The organism is Aquabacterium sp. (assembly GCF_036279655.1).
Taxonomy (GTDB): domain Bacteria; phylum Pseudomonadota; class Gammaproteobacteria; order Burkholderiales; family Burkholderiaceae_C; genus Aquabacterium.
This window is the reverse complement of record NZ_DASUIT010000067.1, coordinates 1-14552: the sequence shown is the minus strand read 5'-3', so window position 1 is coordinate 14552 and position 14552 is coordinate 1. Positions and strand designations below refer to the sequence as shown.

Annotated in this window: 11 protein-coding genes and 1 riboswitch; of the genes, 6 read left to right on the top strand and 5 right to left on the bottom strand. The window is 64.3% G+C overall.

Going from position 1 to position 14552, the window contains the following annotated elements:
• Positions 1 to 57 precede the first annotated feature (57 nt).
• From VFW84_RS07990 to VFW84_RS07980, 3 genes are read right to left on the bottom strand one after another with little or no spacing between them, the layout of a single operon-like run.
• Positions 58 to 1689: an AMP-binding protein gene (locus VFW84_RS07990; protein WP_329679922.1), complete on the bottom strand. Its 1632-nt coding sequence runs from the start codon at positions 1687 to 1689 to the stop codon at positions 58 to 60.
• 26 nt (positions 1690 to 1715) lie between these two features.
• A complete protein-coding gene (locus VFW84_RS07985) occupies positions 1716 to 1964 on the bottom strand; it encodes an acyl carrier protein (protein ID WP_329679921.1) in 249 nt (82 codons plus the stop codon).
• 20 nt (positions 1965 to 1984) lie between these two features.
• Complete coding sequence (locus VFW84_RS07980) at positions 1985 to 4420, bottom strand: 8-amino-7-oxononanoate synthase family protein (protein WP_329679920.1); 2436 nt, start codon at positions 4418 to 4420, stop codon at positions 1985 to 1987.
• 267 nt (positions 4421 to 4687) lie between these two features.
• Between VFW84_RS07980 and VFW84_RS07975 the strand changes: the two genes are divergently transcribed.
• The 4 genes from VFW84_RS07975 to VFW84_RS07960 are packed head-to-tail and all read left to right on the top strand — an operon-like array spanning position 4688 to position 10396.
• Positions 4688 to 6286, top strand: a complete 1599-nt coding sequence (locus tag VFW84_RS07975) for an FAD-binding oxidoreductase (protein ID WP_329679919.1) — start codon at positions 4688 to 4690, stop codon at positions 6284 to 6286.
• Positions 6279 to 7808, top strand: a complete 1530-nt coding sequence (locus VFW84_RS07970; RefSeq protein WP_329679918.1) for a glycerol-3-phosphate dehydrogenase/oxidase — start codon at positions 6279 to 6281, stop codon at positions 7806 to 7808. The genes VFW84_RS07975 and VFW84_RS07970 overlap by 8 nt, the downstream gene beginning before the upstream one ends.
• Before the next feature lie 3 nt (positions 7809 to 7811).
• Positions 7812 to 9377, top strand: a complete 1566-nt coding sequence (locus VFW84_RS07965) for an FGGY-family carbohydrate kinase (protein ID WP_329679917.1) — start codon at positions 7812 to 7814, stop codon at positions 9375 to 9377.
• A gap of 11 nt (positions 9378 to 9388) precedes the next feature.
• Positions 9389 to 10396 carry an alpha/beta hydrolase gene (locus VFW84_RS07960; protein WP_329679916.1) on the top strand — a complete coding sequence of 336 codons (1008 nt, stop codon included), beginning with the start codon at positions 9389 to 9391 and terminating at the stop codon, positions 10394 to 10396.
• On the opposite strand, the gene VFW84_RS07955 is transcribed toward VFW84_RS07960, so the two are convergent.
• Positions 10379 to 11326, bottom strand: coding sequence for a LysR family transcriptional regulator (locus tag VFW84_RS07955; RefSeq protein WP_329679915.1), 948 nt, complete (start codon positions 11324 to 11326; stop codon positions 10379 to 10381). The genes VFW84_RS07960 and VFW84_RS07955 overlap by 18 nt on opposite strands.
• A 97-nt stretch (positions 11327 to 11423) precedes the next feature.
• Between VFW84_RS07955 and VFW84_RS07950 the strand changes: the two genes are divergently transcribed.
• Both VFW84_RS07950 and VFW84_RS07945 read left to right on the top strand, forming a co-directional pair.
• A complete protein-coding gene (locus VFW84_RS07950; RefSeq protein WP_329679914.1) occupies positions 11424 to 12479 on the top strand; it encodes an isochorismatase family protein in 1056 nt (351 codons plus the stop codon).
• A gap of 141 nt (positions 12480 to 12620) precedes the next feature.
• Positions 12621 to 12794, top strand: a riboswitch (yybP-ykoY riboswitch).
• Between the two features lie 4 nt (positions 12795 to 12798).
• Positions 12799 to 13377 (top strand): TMEM165/GDT1 family protein, encoded by a 579-nt coding sequence (locus VFW84_RS07945; RefSeq protein ID WP_329679913.1) that lies wholly within the window; start codon positions 12799 to 12801, stop codon positions 13375 to 13377.
• 157 nt (positions 13378 to 13534) lie between these two features.
• Here VFW84_RS07945 and truD read toward each other — a convergent pair.
• A partial coding sequence (gene truD / locus VFW84_RS07940) for a tRNA pseudouridine(13) synthase TruD (RefSeq protein ID WP_329679912.1) occupies positions 13535 to 14552 on the bottom strand: 1018 nt, incomplete at its 5' end.

Genomic DNA, 14552 nt, shown 5'->3' with positions numbered 1-14552 from the left:
GGCAGAGCCCAGCAAGCAATGACGGCGATACAGGGAGATGCTCATGATGTGATCTCCTCACGCCGTCACGGGATCGTGCTCGACCCCGCGACTGGCCTGCATATAGCGCTGCCGCGCCTGCACACGCTGAATCTTGCCGCTGGGAGTCACAGGCAAGGTCCTGAAATCCACGGGGACCACACGATCGACCCGCAGCCCTGCATGTGACAGCACGGCGGCATGGATGCGATCCTGCATCGCCTCGTCCTGCGCGGCCAGCTCCACACGCCGCTCATACAGCACCACCACCTCCGGCTGGCTGGCGCTCGGGCTGCTGGCAGGGACCTGGAAACAGGCAGCCCGGGTGGTTTCACCGCACACCGAGCGCACGGCCGCCTCGATGTCATAGGGGAATCGATTTTCCCCGTTGACCACGAACATCTCGTCAACCCGCCCGAGAATCACCAGCTTCCCATCGACAATGTCTGCCACGTCCCGGGTGTTGTAGTAGCCATCCTCGTCGAGCAAGGAGATCACCTGACCGCCCACCAGCGCCGTGCGAGCCACCGACGGCCCTCTGATCAGCAAGGCCCCTTCTGAGTCGATCCGCGCCTCGAATCCATCGAGCAAGGGGCCGCAGGTGGCATGGGGCGCGTCAAGGTGCACCGCGATCTGGTAGCCCGTCAATGGCGACTCGATGGACACGGCCAGTGTGGCCTCAGCCAGACCATAGCAAGGCGATACCACCCCATGCCGCAGGCCATGCGCTGCAAAGCGCTGGCTGAAGGCCTCCGTGGTACTCAGCCTGACAGGCTCTGCGCCCACCCCGAACCACCGCATCGAACTCAGATCCGGCATGGGGGTTCCATCCTGCACGCGCTTGAGCAACATCTCGTAGGCAAAGTTGGGCATGCTGCAGATGCTGCCGCGATGCGACTCGATCAAGGCCAGAAAGCGCAGCGGATGCTTCACAAAGGCCTGTGGAGACAGCAACACCAGACTGGATTGCGTGAGCATGGCCTGCAGCAGTTTGCCGATCAAACCCATGTCGTGATAGAGCGGCAGCCAGCTCATGAAGGTGTCCACCTCGGGGTCCAGCGCCAGTCGGCGGCCAATGACCTGCAGGTTGTCGACCAGATTGGCACAGGTGATCCGGATGCCCTTGGGCTGTCGGGTGCTGCCCGAGGTGTACTGGACGAAGGCCAGATCATCGTCCTGCAGCGCGACAGGATCGAGCGCGACGAGATCCGGGCTCTGGGCCTCGCGACACACCTCGTCGATCGCCCAGCACGACAGCTGGATCGCTGCATCCTGCGCCGCACGCTGGATCTCCTGGGCTTCATGCCGACCGTGCAGGTAATGGCGGAAATGCGGCAGGATCGGATAGATGCGGTTGTAGAAGGCATCGCGCCCCACCAGGGCGGACTGGGGCGGCAAGGGCACCGGCACGGCCCCCAGACACGTCAAGGCCAGCCACAGAACGGGAAACTCGGGGCGCGACTCGGCACACAGCAGAACCCCGTCTCCACGGCCGATGCCCTTGGCGGCGAGCACCGAGGCCATCACCCGCGCCTTGTGGCAAAGCTCGGCGTAGGACGCGTAGATCAACGTGCCCTGAGTGTCGTCCAGCACATGGATGCCACGTTCATGGGTGTCGGCCAGGCGGGACCACCAGGCGTTGAGCACCACGGGGGAATGAGGATGATGCATGGGTCAGTCTCCTTGGTCTGACTGACTCAGGCAGCCTGCCGAGGGGCTGGCAGGCGCTCATCCACGGCATCGAGCAGATGCTGGACCGTCTTGATGCGGCTGGCTTCGTCGACCGTGATGATCACGTCGAACTCGTCTTCGACGGCGCCCATGAGTTCAACCATCATGATGGAGTCGAACCCGAGATCCTCGACAAGCAGCTTGGATGGGGCCACCGTCTTCTTGACTGTCATGACGCTGCCGATGAGTTGGATGATGCGATGCTGAATGGACATGAGCTGACTCCTGAGTGAATTCAATGGGATGAGGCCGGGCGGAAATCCGGCAGATGACTGCGAAAGACCTGCAAGGCGCGCTCAAGGTCCTCCCAGCGATGGGTGGCGATATAGCTGGTACGAAAGCCCGCGAACTGCTCTGGTACGGCAGGCGGCCCCACCGGGTTGACGTAGACGCCATGCGCCATGAAGCGCTTGTAAGCCGCCAGCGCAAGGGTGTAGTTACCGAACACCACGGGCACGATCTGGGCGCCGTGGTAGCTCACCTCATAGCCCATGTCGGCCAGGGAGGTGGCCATGTAGTGCGCCTTGTCCAGAACAGCCTGGCGTCGCTCAGGCTCGGCGATCACCACCTGCAAGGCCGCGCGCACCGTGGCAATCACCGAGGGCGGCAGGCTGGCAGAAAAGATGTGCCCGCCTGCGTTGTGCTTGATGTAGTCGATGAGCTCGCGCCGCCCCGTCACGAAGCCACCCAAGGCTGCAAAGGACTTGCTGAAGGTACCCATGATGACGTCCACATCACCCTCCACCCCCTGCAGCTCTGCGATGCCCCTCCCCCGGGGGCCAAACACGCCGATCGCGTGCGATTCGTCCACGAACACGCGCGCGCCATGCTGCCGCGCCAGGCGGGTGATGCCGACCAGATCGGCGATGGTGCCTTCCATGCTGAACAGGGAATCGGTCACCACCATGCAGCGGCGCCCCCGCGTTCTGTGCAGCAGTTTGTCCAGGTGGGCCAGATCGGCATGACGGAACACCAGGCAATCGGCTCCTGACAGCTTCACGCCATCGAACAGGCTGCGGTGGTTGCGCGCATCCATCAGAACGACATCGCCCGGACCGCACAGCGCGGAAAGTGCCGCCAGATTGGTCTGATAGCCCGTGCTGCACAGCGCCACCGCCTCACGCCCCATGAACTGCGCCAGCTCATGCTCCAGGGCGTTGTGAATGTCCAGCGTGCCATTGAGCAGGGGGGAGCCCGAACACCCACTGCCGTAGCGACGCAGGGCCTGCACGGCGGCCTCGACGATGCGCTCATCCGAGCCGAGCCCCAGATAGGAGTTGGTGCCCAGCAAGACGACCTCCTGCTGGTTCGAGAAGGTCACCAGAGATTGCTGTGCGCAGTTGAACTCGGGATACAGCCCATAGATCCCGCCCAGGCGCATCGTGTTCGAACGCTGGTAGCTGCCAACACGGTGCAGGATGTCCTGCGCCTGATAGAGATTCTGGTCCTGTCGGATGCTGCGCTCGAACACCGGCAGATCGTGCGTCACGGATCCCACCTTGCCCACGGCGGCATGCTCCGTGTTGTCGGGCTGGACGATCGCATCGGACAACATGCGCGCCAGGGTGCGGCTGTAGTGCGGCTGATCGCGGTGGCGCACGAAGTAGGTCAAGGGCTGGATCTCGCAGCCCAAGGTCAGCTTGGGCGTGTAGTTGGTGATGCCCAGCTCCATGCTGCGCTTGCCCCATGCCATGGCCCGCTGGATCGACAGCACCGTGGCCGCGCGATAGAGGTTGGCCTCCCTGTAATGCGGGAAATCGTAGTCAACACCCCAATCCAGAACGATGTAGTCCTGCTCGCCCACCAGATTGAGCATGAAGCCCACCATCCTCCCCTCGTGCATGAAGCGGATGATTTCGCTGCGGCCGGCCAGATGCTGCGCGCAGGCCTTGAAGAAAGGCGCCGTCAATTGCTCGCGACTGTAATCCTTGGCCTTGGCATTCACATTGGCCCACAGCACGGCCAGCTCATCTGCCAGATGCTCGTAGTCCCCAAGCACCTCTACAGATATTGAAAACTCCTCCCTGAGTTTCAAACTGTTCTTGAATTTGAGTCGGGTTTTGCTGTCCAGTGCCGACAAATAATCATCCAGCGTTTCCCACTTGACGCCCAGCCGGGCATTCGGAAATCCGGTGCTGGGGGCATAACCCAGTTCTCCGAGCACCTGCCAATATGCGGCATATTTTTCCTGAGGAACATCCCGGATCAGCACAAAATCTGCGTCAAACTCTTCCATCAGCAATTGCAACTCGCGATCCAGGCAGTTCACCACCTGGGGCAGATCGCGCTCGTCGGCGAGGGCCAAGCCCTCGCCGATCATGGTGAAGTAGCCCACCTCCACCACCTTGAACCGCATGAAACCTGGAAACCAGCGTTTGAGGGTCTGACGCGCGTCGGGGTTCAATTTTGGATCGAACGTAGCAAAATCGGTCTCCGAGACGAACACATTGGCGCAGGCCACCACCCTCCCTTCGCGTTCAAACACGAGGTAGCGCGGTGAAATTCCATTGACCCCCGATTGCTCGACCGCAGAGAGAAACTCTCGCCTCATGGCCGTGGGTATGTTCAAACCCTGACCCCAGCCATTGGCATCGGGGCTCATCATTGACATCAGACGCCGAACCTGGATATCGTCCAGGGCCGCATGTTCATGGATCAGAACGGCACTCATATCACCCTTTTTTAACTTATGTCAAAGATTGACAGTTGTTTACGATGATAGGCTGGCATCGTGTGTCCTTTGTGACAACGCCATGTCGAGATGTAATAACTTGTGAACTCGGCAGCGTGCGAGCCATTTCAAACCACCCCTCTCGATTGGCGTCATCCGTCAATCGGTGGCGCCAAACGTCAATCCTTTTCCGTCCAGACACCGAAAAATCGCCTCCTCGATGCAGCCAGACACGGGTCTGGACCTGCGACTTTGGGAGAGCGCACGATGCGACGCTGGAATGGCTGGGGTGAGGAAGACCAACACTTTCCTCTGAAAGAAACGGGCCTGGCCTACATCCGGGGCCAGATCGGGGCGGGCCGCATCCTGCCAGACGCCTCTTTGCAGACCGTGCTGAGCAGCGTGCCCCCCAGCCGCCTGCCCCCTCACCCCCTGGTGTCCCAAGACCCCGACAAGCGGGTCCGACATGCCCGCGGCCAAAGCCTGCCGGACTGGTATGCCATGCGCTCCGGGCATTTCGAACGCTTCCCCGATGGCGTGGCCGAGCCCACGGACACGCAACAAGTCCAGACCCTCCTGCAATGGGCGCAGGACCAGGGTGTGAAAGTGATCCCCTATGGCGGCGGCACCTCCGTCGCGGGCCACATCACGCCACCGGCCAGCACTCAGCCCATCGTGACCGTCTCGATGGCGCGCATGAACCGGTTGATCTCGCTGGACAAGACCAGCCAGATCGCCCGCTTTGGCGCGGGCACGGCAGGGCCGGAGCTGGAGCGCCAACTGGCGGCACACGGTTATGTGCTCGGACACTTCCCGCAATCCTTCGAGCTGTCGACACTGGGCGGCTGGGTGGCCAGCCGCTCATCGGGTCAACAGTCGATGCGCTACGGCCGCATCGAGCAATTGTTTGCAGGGGGGCGCATCGAAACGCTCAAAGGCACGCTGGACATCCCCAGCATCCCTGCCTCCTCGGCAGGCCCCGACCTGCGTGAGATGTTCATGGGCTCGGAAGGCCGCATGGGCATCCTCACCGAGGTCGACGTGCGCATCCAGCGCCTGCCCGAGCACGAGTCCTTTCATGTGGCCTTTGCGCCTGACTGGGACACGGCCCTGAACATCGTGCGGGGCCTGGTGCAGGCCAAGGTGCCGGTGTCCATGCTGCGACTGTCCAACCCGGAGGAAACACGCACCCACCTGCTGCTGGGTGCCGAGGCCTGGCAGGCCCGACTGCTCCACCGCTATGCGGCCCTGCGTGGCTGCCCCGATGGCAAATGCATGATCACCTTCGGGACCACAGGCAGCCACAGACAGGCGAACTTCGTGCTGAGCGAAGTCAAGCGCTTCGTGCGTCAGGGCCATGGCTTCTATGGCGGCACCTTCATGGGCCAGAAATGGGAGCACGCCCGCTTTCGCTCACCCCATCTGCGCCACGGTTTCTGGGCGCACGGCTACTCGGTGGACACCCTGGAGACCTGCGTGAACTGGTCCCAGGTGAGCCAGGCCATGCAGCGCATCGAATCGACCCTTCGCGAACACGCTGGCGATGGCGAGACCGCCCATGTCTTCAGCCACCTCTCGCACATGTACACGCAAGGCTCCAGCATCTACACGACCTACTTCTTCCGCAACAGCGACAGCTACGCACAGACCCTGCAGCGGTGGCAGGCCATGAAGAGCGCAGCCTCCACTGCCATCACGGCGCTGGGCGGCACGATCAGCCACCAACATGGCGTGGGCCGCGATCACGCCCCCTGGCTGCACCTTGAAAAAGGCCCGCTCGGCATGGCGGCCATCGGCGAGTTGATCCGCCACTTCGACCGCGACCAGACCCTCAACCCGGGGTGCCTGGGGAACTTCCATGGTTGAGCCCAGGCCCATCGGGTCGACCCTGAAGCAGCCCCTGCTGGGCCAGCGTCTGTCCTTGCCGGAGCTGCCCTCTCATGAGCCCTGGGATGTCGTGATCATCGGTGGCGGCATCACCGGCGCAGGCATTGCGCTGGAGGCCTCGCGCCGCCAGTGGCGGGTGCTGCTGCTCGAACAGAAAGACTTCTCCTGGGGCACCTCCAGCCGCTCCTCCAAGATGGTGCACGGTGGCCTGCGCTACCTGGCCCAGGGTGCGGTGACCCTGACCCGCCAGGCCTTGCAGGAACGCGAGCGGATGCTGGCGGAGCTGCCCGACCTGGTGGTGCGCATGCCCTACCTCTTCCCGATCCGCCGCGGCAGCTTCCCGGGCCGCTGGGCCATGACCGCGGTCCTCAGGCTGTATGACAGCCTGGCCGGTATCCGTGACCACCAATGGATGAGCCGCGATGCCGTGCTGAAGGCCTATCCCGCCTTGAAGCCCGACGGGCTCCGGGGGGCCATGCGCTACACCGATGCGCTGACCGATGACAGCCGACTGGTGATCCGCATCCTGCAAGAAGCGGCGCTGGAAGGGGCGACGGTGCGCAACTACACCGAGGTCATCGACATCGATCCTCAGGGCCACCACAGCACCCTGACCCTGCAAGACACCGACACCGGCGAGCGCACGCAGGTCCGTGCCCGCCATGTGTTCAACGCCACCGGCCTGTGGGCGGATCGGCTCTCCGGCACACCCGCCGTCGTTCGACCTCAGCGTGGCACCCACCTGTTCGTCTCTGCGCAGCGCCTGCCGGTTCAAGATTGCCTGACCATCCGCCACCCCGACGACGGCCGCCCCGTGTTTGTCTTTCCCTGGAAAGGCCAAACCTGCATTGGCACCACCGACCTGGATCACCAGGGCGACCTCCACGACGAGCCCCACTGCCACAGCGCCGAGATCGACTACCTGCTCCAGGTCGCCAACAGCGAGATGCCGCACCTGCACTTGAGCCGAGGCGACATCCTGGCCACCATGGCGGGCGTGCGCCCCATCATCGCATCGGGCCGGGGGCGCCATCCATCGAAGGAGCGGCGCGATCACCTGGTGTGGAAGCAAGGCCGCGTGATCTCGGTCTCGGGTGGCAAGCTGACCACCTTCAGGCACATGGCGCTGGATGCGCTCAAAGCAGCGGGGCTGATCGACGCGGCCGCCCATCGGCGCGCGCATGACGATCGGCAGCAACGCTGCTTCACGCACGCCGTCGCCGCCCCCCAGGGCTTGAACAACCCTGTGGGTGCGCTGGCCGAAGGCGATCAGCTCCGAGCGCACGTCCGCTGGATCCTGCAGCACGAGATGGTGCTGCACCTCGATGACCTGCTGTTGCGCCGCCTGCGGGCCGGTGTGCTGTGCGCCGACGCTGGCGCCTCGCTCTTGCCCATCATCGAGCCCCTGTGCCGCACCCTTCTGGGCTGGACCGATGCCCGCTGGCAGTCCGAATGCCAGCGCTACGTCCACACGATTCACAACAGCTATCGCCTGGGTTGACGCATGACCTCATCTCACGATCTGTTTCTGGCGCTGGACCAGGGCACGCAAAGCGTGCGCGCCATGTTGTTCGATCTCGACGGGCAACTGGTGGCCAAGTCACAGCAGCACATCACGCCGTATTTCTCGAAGCACCCCAACTGGGCCGAACAAAACGGGGATTACTTCTGGCTCCACATGGGCCAGGCCTGCCTCCAGTTGTGGGCGCAACACCCGGATCTGCGGGCGCGGGTGGCGGCGGTGGCCCTCACCTGTCAACGCGCCTCGATGATCTGCCTGGACGAGGACATGAAGCCCTTGCGCCCCGCCACCATCTGGCTGGATTCGAGGCGCACCGACAACTACCCTCGCCTGCCCTGGTGGCTGCGGGCGGGCATCCGCGCGGTCGGGCAGCAGCACATGATGTACCAGTTGCAATCCAAGGCCGAGTGCAACTGGCTGGCCGCGGACTTCCCGGAGGTGTGGGCCCGCACGCGCCACTTCGTGCAACTGTCGGCCTACCTGAACTACAAGCTCACAGGCCAGTTGCTCGATGCCATCCCGTCCCAGGTGGGCTATGTGCCGTTCGATCACGAGCACCAGCGCTGGGCCGATGCCAGCGACCTCAAGTGGCGTGCGCTGAGTGTCAAACGCGAGCAACTGCCCACCCTGGTCCAGGCCTCGGCGCCCTTGGGCACGATCTCCCGACAAGCCGCCTTGGAGACCGGCATCCCTGAAGGTCTGACCTTGTACGCGGCCGGGGCCGACAAGGCCTGCGAAGTGCTGGCCTGTGGCGGCATTCGCCCCGACGTCGGCTGCATCAGCTATGGCACCACGGCCACCATCAACACAGGCAACACGCGCTACGTGCCCCCCATGCCCTTCCTGCCGGCGTATCCGGCGGCCATGCCACACGCCTTCAACTCCGAGATCATCGTGCAACGGGGCTACTGGATGGTGAACTGGTTCAAACGCGAGTTCGCCGCCAAGGAGGTGCAAGAGGCCGAAGAGCGAGGCATCGCACCGGAGGTGCTGTTCGACGACTTGCTGGATCAATCGCCCCCCGGCGCCATGGGGCTGGTGCTGCAGCCCTTCTGGAATCCCGGCGTGAAGTTCCCCGGCCCCGAGGCCAAGGGCGCGGTGATCGGCTTTGGCGATGTGCACACCCGCGCCCACCTGTACCGCGCCATCATCGAAGGGCTGGCCTATGCCCTGCGCCACGGCAAAGAACAACTGGCCCAGTGCAACCGCGTGCCCATCCAGAGCCTGCGCGTGGCCGGCGGAGGGTCGCAGAGCGACCGCATCATGCAAATCACGGCCAATGTCTTTGGCCTGCGCACCGAACGCATCCACACCTACGAAGCCTCGGGGCTGGGAGCGGCCATCAACGCAGCGGTCGGGGCGGGCTACTTTGCCGACCATGGCGCGGCTGTGCAGGCCATGTCGCATGCCGGGCAGGTGTTTCTCCCACAGGATGAACACACCCGGACCTATGACCGGCTGTACCAGGAGGTCTACAGCCGCATGTATGAGCGGCTGGCGCCCCTGTACCGCTCGATCCGCCACATCACGCACTACCCCAAGTACTGAGGCGCTCGCCCATGTCGTGGCGCCTCATCCCCGGCTCTTTCACTCTCACCTTGGCTCGCATGCAACTCAAGTTCACTTCTCTCGTGGCTGCCTTGATGGTCAGCCTGTCAACCCTGCTGGCAGGCTGCGACGACATCGGCCCGCCCCTGACACGCGCCGCGCTGAGCGTGGAGCGATGGCATGCCGATCTGGAGCGCAAGGAGCTGGTTCTGCCCAACGGCACACGCATCGCCTACCTGGAGGGCGGGCGCGGCGATCCCCTGGTGCTGCTGCACGGCTTTGGCACCGACAAGGACAACTTCACACGCGTCGCGCGCTGGCTCACACCGCACTACCGCGTGATCATTCCAGACCTGGTGGGGTTTGGTGAGTCCTCGCGGCTGACCGGGGTCGACTACCGCTTTGCCGCCCAAGCCCAGCGTGTGCATGACTTCACCCAGGCGCTGGGCCTCAAGCAGCTCAGCCTGGGCGGGAACTCGATGGGGGGCGCCATTGCGATGAGCTACGCCGCACAACACCCGAAGGACGTGGACAGCCTGTGGCTACTGGACCCTGCGGGCATCGCCGGGGCGCCTCATGGCGAACTGGCACGGCGCGTCCTGGCGGGCCAGCCCAACCCGCTCATCATCGAGAAAGAGGACGACTTCCCGGCGATGATGAACTTCGCCATGAGCGATCCGCCCTACCTGCCCGGGCCGATCATGAATGTCATGGCACGGCAGCGCATCGCCAACCGGGCGCTGGAGCTCGTCGTGTTCCGTCAGATTGCACTGGACTCTGTCAACCAGGCCATCCGGAACCTGCCCACCCCGACGCTGATCGTCTGGGGCGAGGAGGACCGCGTCTTGTCTGCCGGCACGGTGCCCTTGCTGAAGTCACTGCTCCCGCAGGCCGAGGCCATCGTCATGCCCCGCATCGGGCACGCCCCGATGATCGAGCACCCCCGGCAGGCGGCGGAGGATTACCTGCGGTTCCGTGCGCGGATCGCGGCGCCTGGCCGCTCAGTGGCCCTCCAGTGAGGTGCCTGTGGGGCCCAGGTGCTCCACCAGAAAGTCGACCATGACCCTCAGTTTGGGTGGCAGCACGCGCTGCGGTTGCCACAAGGCCCAGGCGGTCGAGCCAAACGCACCTTGCGGCACCCAACGCGGCAAGACCACACGCAAGCGGCCCGTGGCCAGGTCGTCCGCCACGGCAAAGCGGGGCAGCAGCCCCAGCCCCATGTCGGCCAGCAACAGGTCCCGCACCACATCGCTGCTGTTGACGATCACCGGCCCGGACACCTTCACCGCGCAGGTGTGCCGATCCGGGCCATCAAAGCGCCAGGTGAGGGGCTGCCCCGGCAGACTCACGCCAAAGGGCAGGCAAGGCAGATCCTGCAGCTGCGTCGGATGGGACAACTTCTTGCCCCGCAAGAACCGTGGCGATGCGCACAGCACGAAGTCAAACCGATGCAAGGGCCGCCCCGCCAGTTGCCCTGGAGGCTCGTCCGTGAGCCGAATGGCCAGATCCAAGCCCTCCTCCCACAGGTCCACGTGCCGGTTGACCAGCAACAGCTCCACCTGGATATCCGGGTACTGGCGATGAAACGCGGGCAACAGCGGCCCCAGCACATGCTTGCCGTAAGTGACCGAGGCCGTCATCTTCAGTCGACCACCAGGTCGAGCCGACAGCGTGGACAGCGACGCTGACGCGTCTTCCACCAGGCGCACCATGCTGGCCGCATGCTCGTACAGCACCTGTCCAGCCTCGGTCACCGCAATGCGCCGGGTGGTGCGGTGCAACAGCGTGACGCCCACCTGTCGCTCCAGTCGCTGCATCTGTTTGGTCACGGCCGGCTTACCCAAGCCCAAGGCGGCGGCAGCAGCGGTGAAGCTGCCCAGATCGATCACCTTCACGAAGACCAGCAGATCTGCCATGCCCTGGCTCTGCTGCAGGTAAGCGCCGTCCATTGTTTCCTCCAATGAAACTCCATTGTTCCATGCGCAGGTATTGTTTCAGATGTCGACTGACCGCACGATGGCGCTCATCAACCCATCGGAGACCGACATGCCCCTCTTGACGCTCGACATCGCCAGCCCACCCTTGACCGCGGCCCAGCGCGCCCAGATCCAGCAGGGCCTGACCCGCCTGATGGCGTCGTTGCTGGACAAAGTCGCCGAGCTCACCGTGGTGCAACTGCGCGAGCAGCCTGATCGCTCCACCTGGTCCGTGGGTGGCCAGCCCTTGTCAGGCAACGATTGGTGCGCGAGATTGCAGGTCGCCATCACGGCGGGCAGCAACAGCCTGAGTCAGCAAAGCAGCTTTCTGGCCGCTGCACATGATGTGCTGCAAGCCACCATGGGCCGGCCGCCGGCTGCTCCGCTTTACATCATGATGCAGAACCTGCCAGGTGCCCATTGGGGCTACGGGGGGCGCAGCCAAGCCAGCCGCCGCACGCCCTTGCCCTCCGCCTCCTTGCCAAGCACCATTCGCCAGCTGTCTGGGGTATCCGAACGGGATGCCCCGCCCGCACAGGGCTGCGCTCTGGTGTTGATCGACTTTCAGCGCGAGTACGAAACCAGCGGTCGATTGCCGCTGACGGGCCTGGGGGCGGCCGCCCACGAGGCCGAGCGTCTGGTGCAGGCGGCCGACGCATGCCGGGTGCCGGTCTTCCATGTCCACCACGTGGCCACCGCAGCCCACGCCCCGCTGTTTGACCGCGAAGGGCCCGGCATCCAGCCCATGCAGCAGCCCACGATGGGCGCCGATCACATGGTGCTGACCAAGCACTGGCCATCGGCCTTGCATGAGACGGACTTGCTGCCTGCGCTGCGGCAGCGCGGTGTGCACACCGTCGTCCTGGCCGGGTGCATGACACACAACTGTGTGGACAGCACCGCCCGCCACGCTGTGCACCTGGGCTTGCAGGTGGTCATTGCCGCCAACGCCTGCGCCACACGGCCCCTGCTTGCTGACGATGGCACCGTGATCGCTGCCGAGGTGGTGCAACAAGTCACCCTGGCTGGCCTGGCCGACCGGCACGCCCGGGTGACCTCGGCCAGCGAGATCGCGGCGGCATGGCGTCAGGCCGACGCTGGCAATGTCATCATGACCCCACATTGAAACCAGGCAAGGGACATCCCATGACACAGCCCTGTGCTCACGCTCCCGGCCAGCAGCGGATGCCGCTTACAGTCCGATTAGACGTCGCCAGCTCCGGCTCGCCTCGTGACAGGCAGACGCCGTGCGCGTGTCGTGTAAGATGATGCAGTCACTGGGGAGTAGCCGCTCTTCACCTCGAAGAGGCTGACGTCAACACACTTGACCCGCAGGTCATGGCGTCAGCAGTTCCAGCACCTGGCAAGACCTTTGACCACTTCGCATCCGACCTGACCGGGGATGCGCTGTGGTCATTTGTCTGAATGCCGGTCATGGAGCGTCTATGGAATCCCTGTTCGTATCGATGGGTGTTGTGGCCCTCGCCGAGATTGGCGACAAGACCCAACTGCTCGCCTTCATCCTCGCGGCTCGCTTCAAGAAGCCGGTGCCCATCATCCTGGGCATCCTGGCGGCGACGCTCGTCAACCACGGCATCGCCGGCGCGCTGGGAGCCTGGATCACCAGTGCCATCAGCCCCGGGGTGCTGCGTTGGGTACTTGGTGCGTCCTTCATCGGCATGGCGATCTGGACGCTGATCCCCGACAAGATCGAAGAGGAAGAAACCCAGGTTGCCAAACGCTTCGGCGTCTTTGGGGCGACCCTGGTCACGTTCTTCCTGGCTGAGATGGGCGATAAGACGCAGATCGCCACGGTCGCGATGGCAGCGCACTACGCATCGCCATGGCTCGTCGTGATCGGTACGACGCTGGGCATGCTGATCGCCGATGTGCCAGCCGTGTTCGTCGGCGACAAGCTGGCCAACAAGATCCCGATGAAGCTGGTGCACTCGATCGCGGCGGGCGTGTTTGCCGTACTGGGCGTTGCCACCTTGCTGGGCGCAGGCGCCAAGCTGGGCCTCTGAGCCGCTGAGTGGATCAACGCCCCACCCTGCTCAGGCGCAGCGTTAGCAAGCGCATCGTCTTGATGGCGACTTGGTGCGGCCATCGGCCTGGTGTCGCTGGCCTGGGGCGCGGACCGGAAACGGTATGCCAGGAGCAGGGTCTCAGGGGCTGAACCCCTCAACCCGAGGTGAGGACACCGTCTTCGACAGCCACAGACTCGTTCTCGGTGTACCGGTCAGGCTCCGTGGTGCGGAGGATTTCGTTCAGAACGGACGTGGCGTAGTTCCCGGCGGGCAGAGAGAAGGTGAGCACCAGTTGATCGGCTTGCGGCCATTCCCATGACATGTCAGCCGGGCTGGCCACCAGAGCGCGGCGCGCCTGATCCAGACCGGCGTGTTCCATGCCGTCGCACAAGGTGGCGTGACGTTCAGCCACGCCGTTTTCCAGGGCCTGCGCTTGATCGGTGGTGCTCACGCGGCCTCGTCCCCAGAGGGGGCCGGTGGGTCGCCCCGACTCGTCCATCACGTCACCGGGCAGGGTCTGGCCCCAGAGTCCCTGCTGAATCCGCAGCGCCAGCACTTCATTGAAGACGAAAGAGCGCACCGCCGACAGGTAGATGCCTTTCTTCTTTGGGTTGCGCACGCGGATCTCGCGCGCCAGCATGGCCCGGCCCTGCTCGACATTGCCGCCCTCAAAGCCAAAACGCTGAGCGCCAAAGTAGTTGGGCACGCCCTGTGACGCCACGGCCCTGAGATTGGTCTCGATGGCGTCGCGGTCGCCGCTCACGTCACGCAGCACGATGCGGAATCGGTTGCCCAGCAGATCACCGGGGCGCAGTTTTTTCACGTGGCGGCTCTGACTCAGCACCTTGAATTCCGGGTGCTGAAGCTGGGTCAGATCGGGCGCCTCGCCCTTGGGCAGATAGATGCTGAACCACTGACGGGTGATGGCGTAGCGGTCCTTGAGGCCGGCGTAGCCCACGTCCCTCTCCTGCACGCCGGCAGCCTCGGCCAGTTGCTGGGCGACGAAGGCGGTGTTGGCGCCGTTCTTCTCGATGTCCAGCCAGATGTGTTCGCCCTCACCAGAGGGAAGCTGCAGCGGCAGCTCGGTCACGATGAAGTCCTCGTTGAGGAGTTTCAGCGTGGCGCAGGCGCCGCTGGCCGGATAAGCGCTGGGCCACTGCGGCAAGGTCGTG

Bases quoted from the DNA above. Each gene is read 5' to 3' on its own strand.
- VFW84_RS07945 (WP_329679913.1), top strand. From the start codon at position 12,799: ATGGAATCCCTGTTCGTATCGATGGGTGTTGTGGCCCTCGCCGAGATT.
- VFW84_RS07985 (WP_329679921.1), bottom strand. From the start codon at position 1,964: ATGTCCATTCAGCATCGCATCATCCAACTCATCGGCAGCGTCATGACA.
- VFW84_RS07980 (WP_329679920.1), bottom strand. From the start codon at position 4,420: ATGAGTGCCGTTCTGATCCATGAACATGCGGCCCTGGACGATATCCAG.
- VFW84_RS07990 (WP_329679922.1), bottom strand. From the start codon at position 1,689: ATGCATCATCCTCATTCCCCCGTGGTGCTCAACGCCTGGTGGTCCCGC.
- VFW84_RS07970 (WP_329679918.1), top strand. From the start codon at position 6,279: ATGGTTGAGCCCAGGCCCATCGGGTCGACCCTGAAGCAGCCCCTGCTG.
- VFW84_RS07950 (WP_329679914.1), top strand. From the start codon at position 11,424: ATGCCCCTCTTGACGCTCGACATCGCCAGCCCACCCTTGACCGCGGCC.
- VFW84_RS07955 (WP_329679915.1), bottom strand. From the start codon at position 11,326: ATGGACGGCGCTTACCTGCAGCAGAGCCAGGGCATGGCAGATCTGCTG.
- VFW84_RS07965 (WP_329679917.1), top strand. From the start codon at position 7,812: ATGACCTCATCTCACGATCTGTTTCTGGCGCTGGACCAGGGCACGCAA.
- VFW84_RS07975 (WP_329679919.1), top strand. From the start codon at position 4,688: ATGCGACGCTGGAATGGCTGGGGTGAGGAAGACCAACACTTTCCTCTG.
- VFW84_RS07960 (WP_329679916.1), top strand. From the start codon at position 9,389: ATGTCGTGGCGCCTCATCCCCGGCTCTTTCACTCTCACCTTGGCTCGC.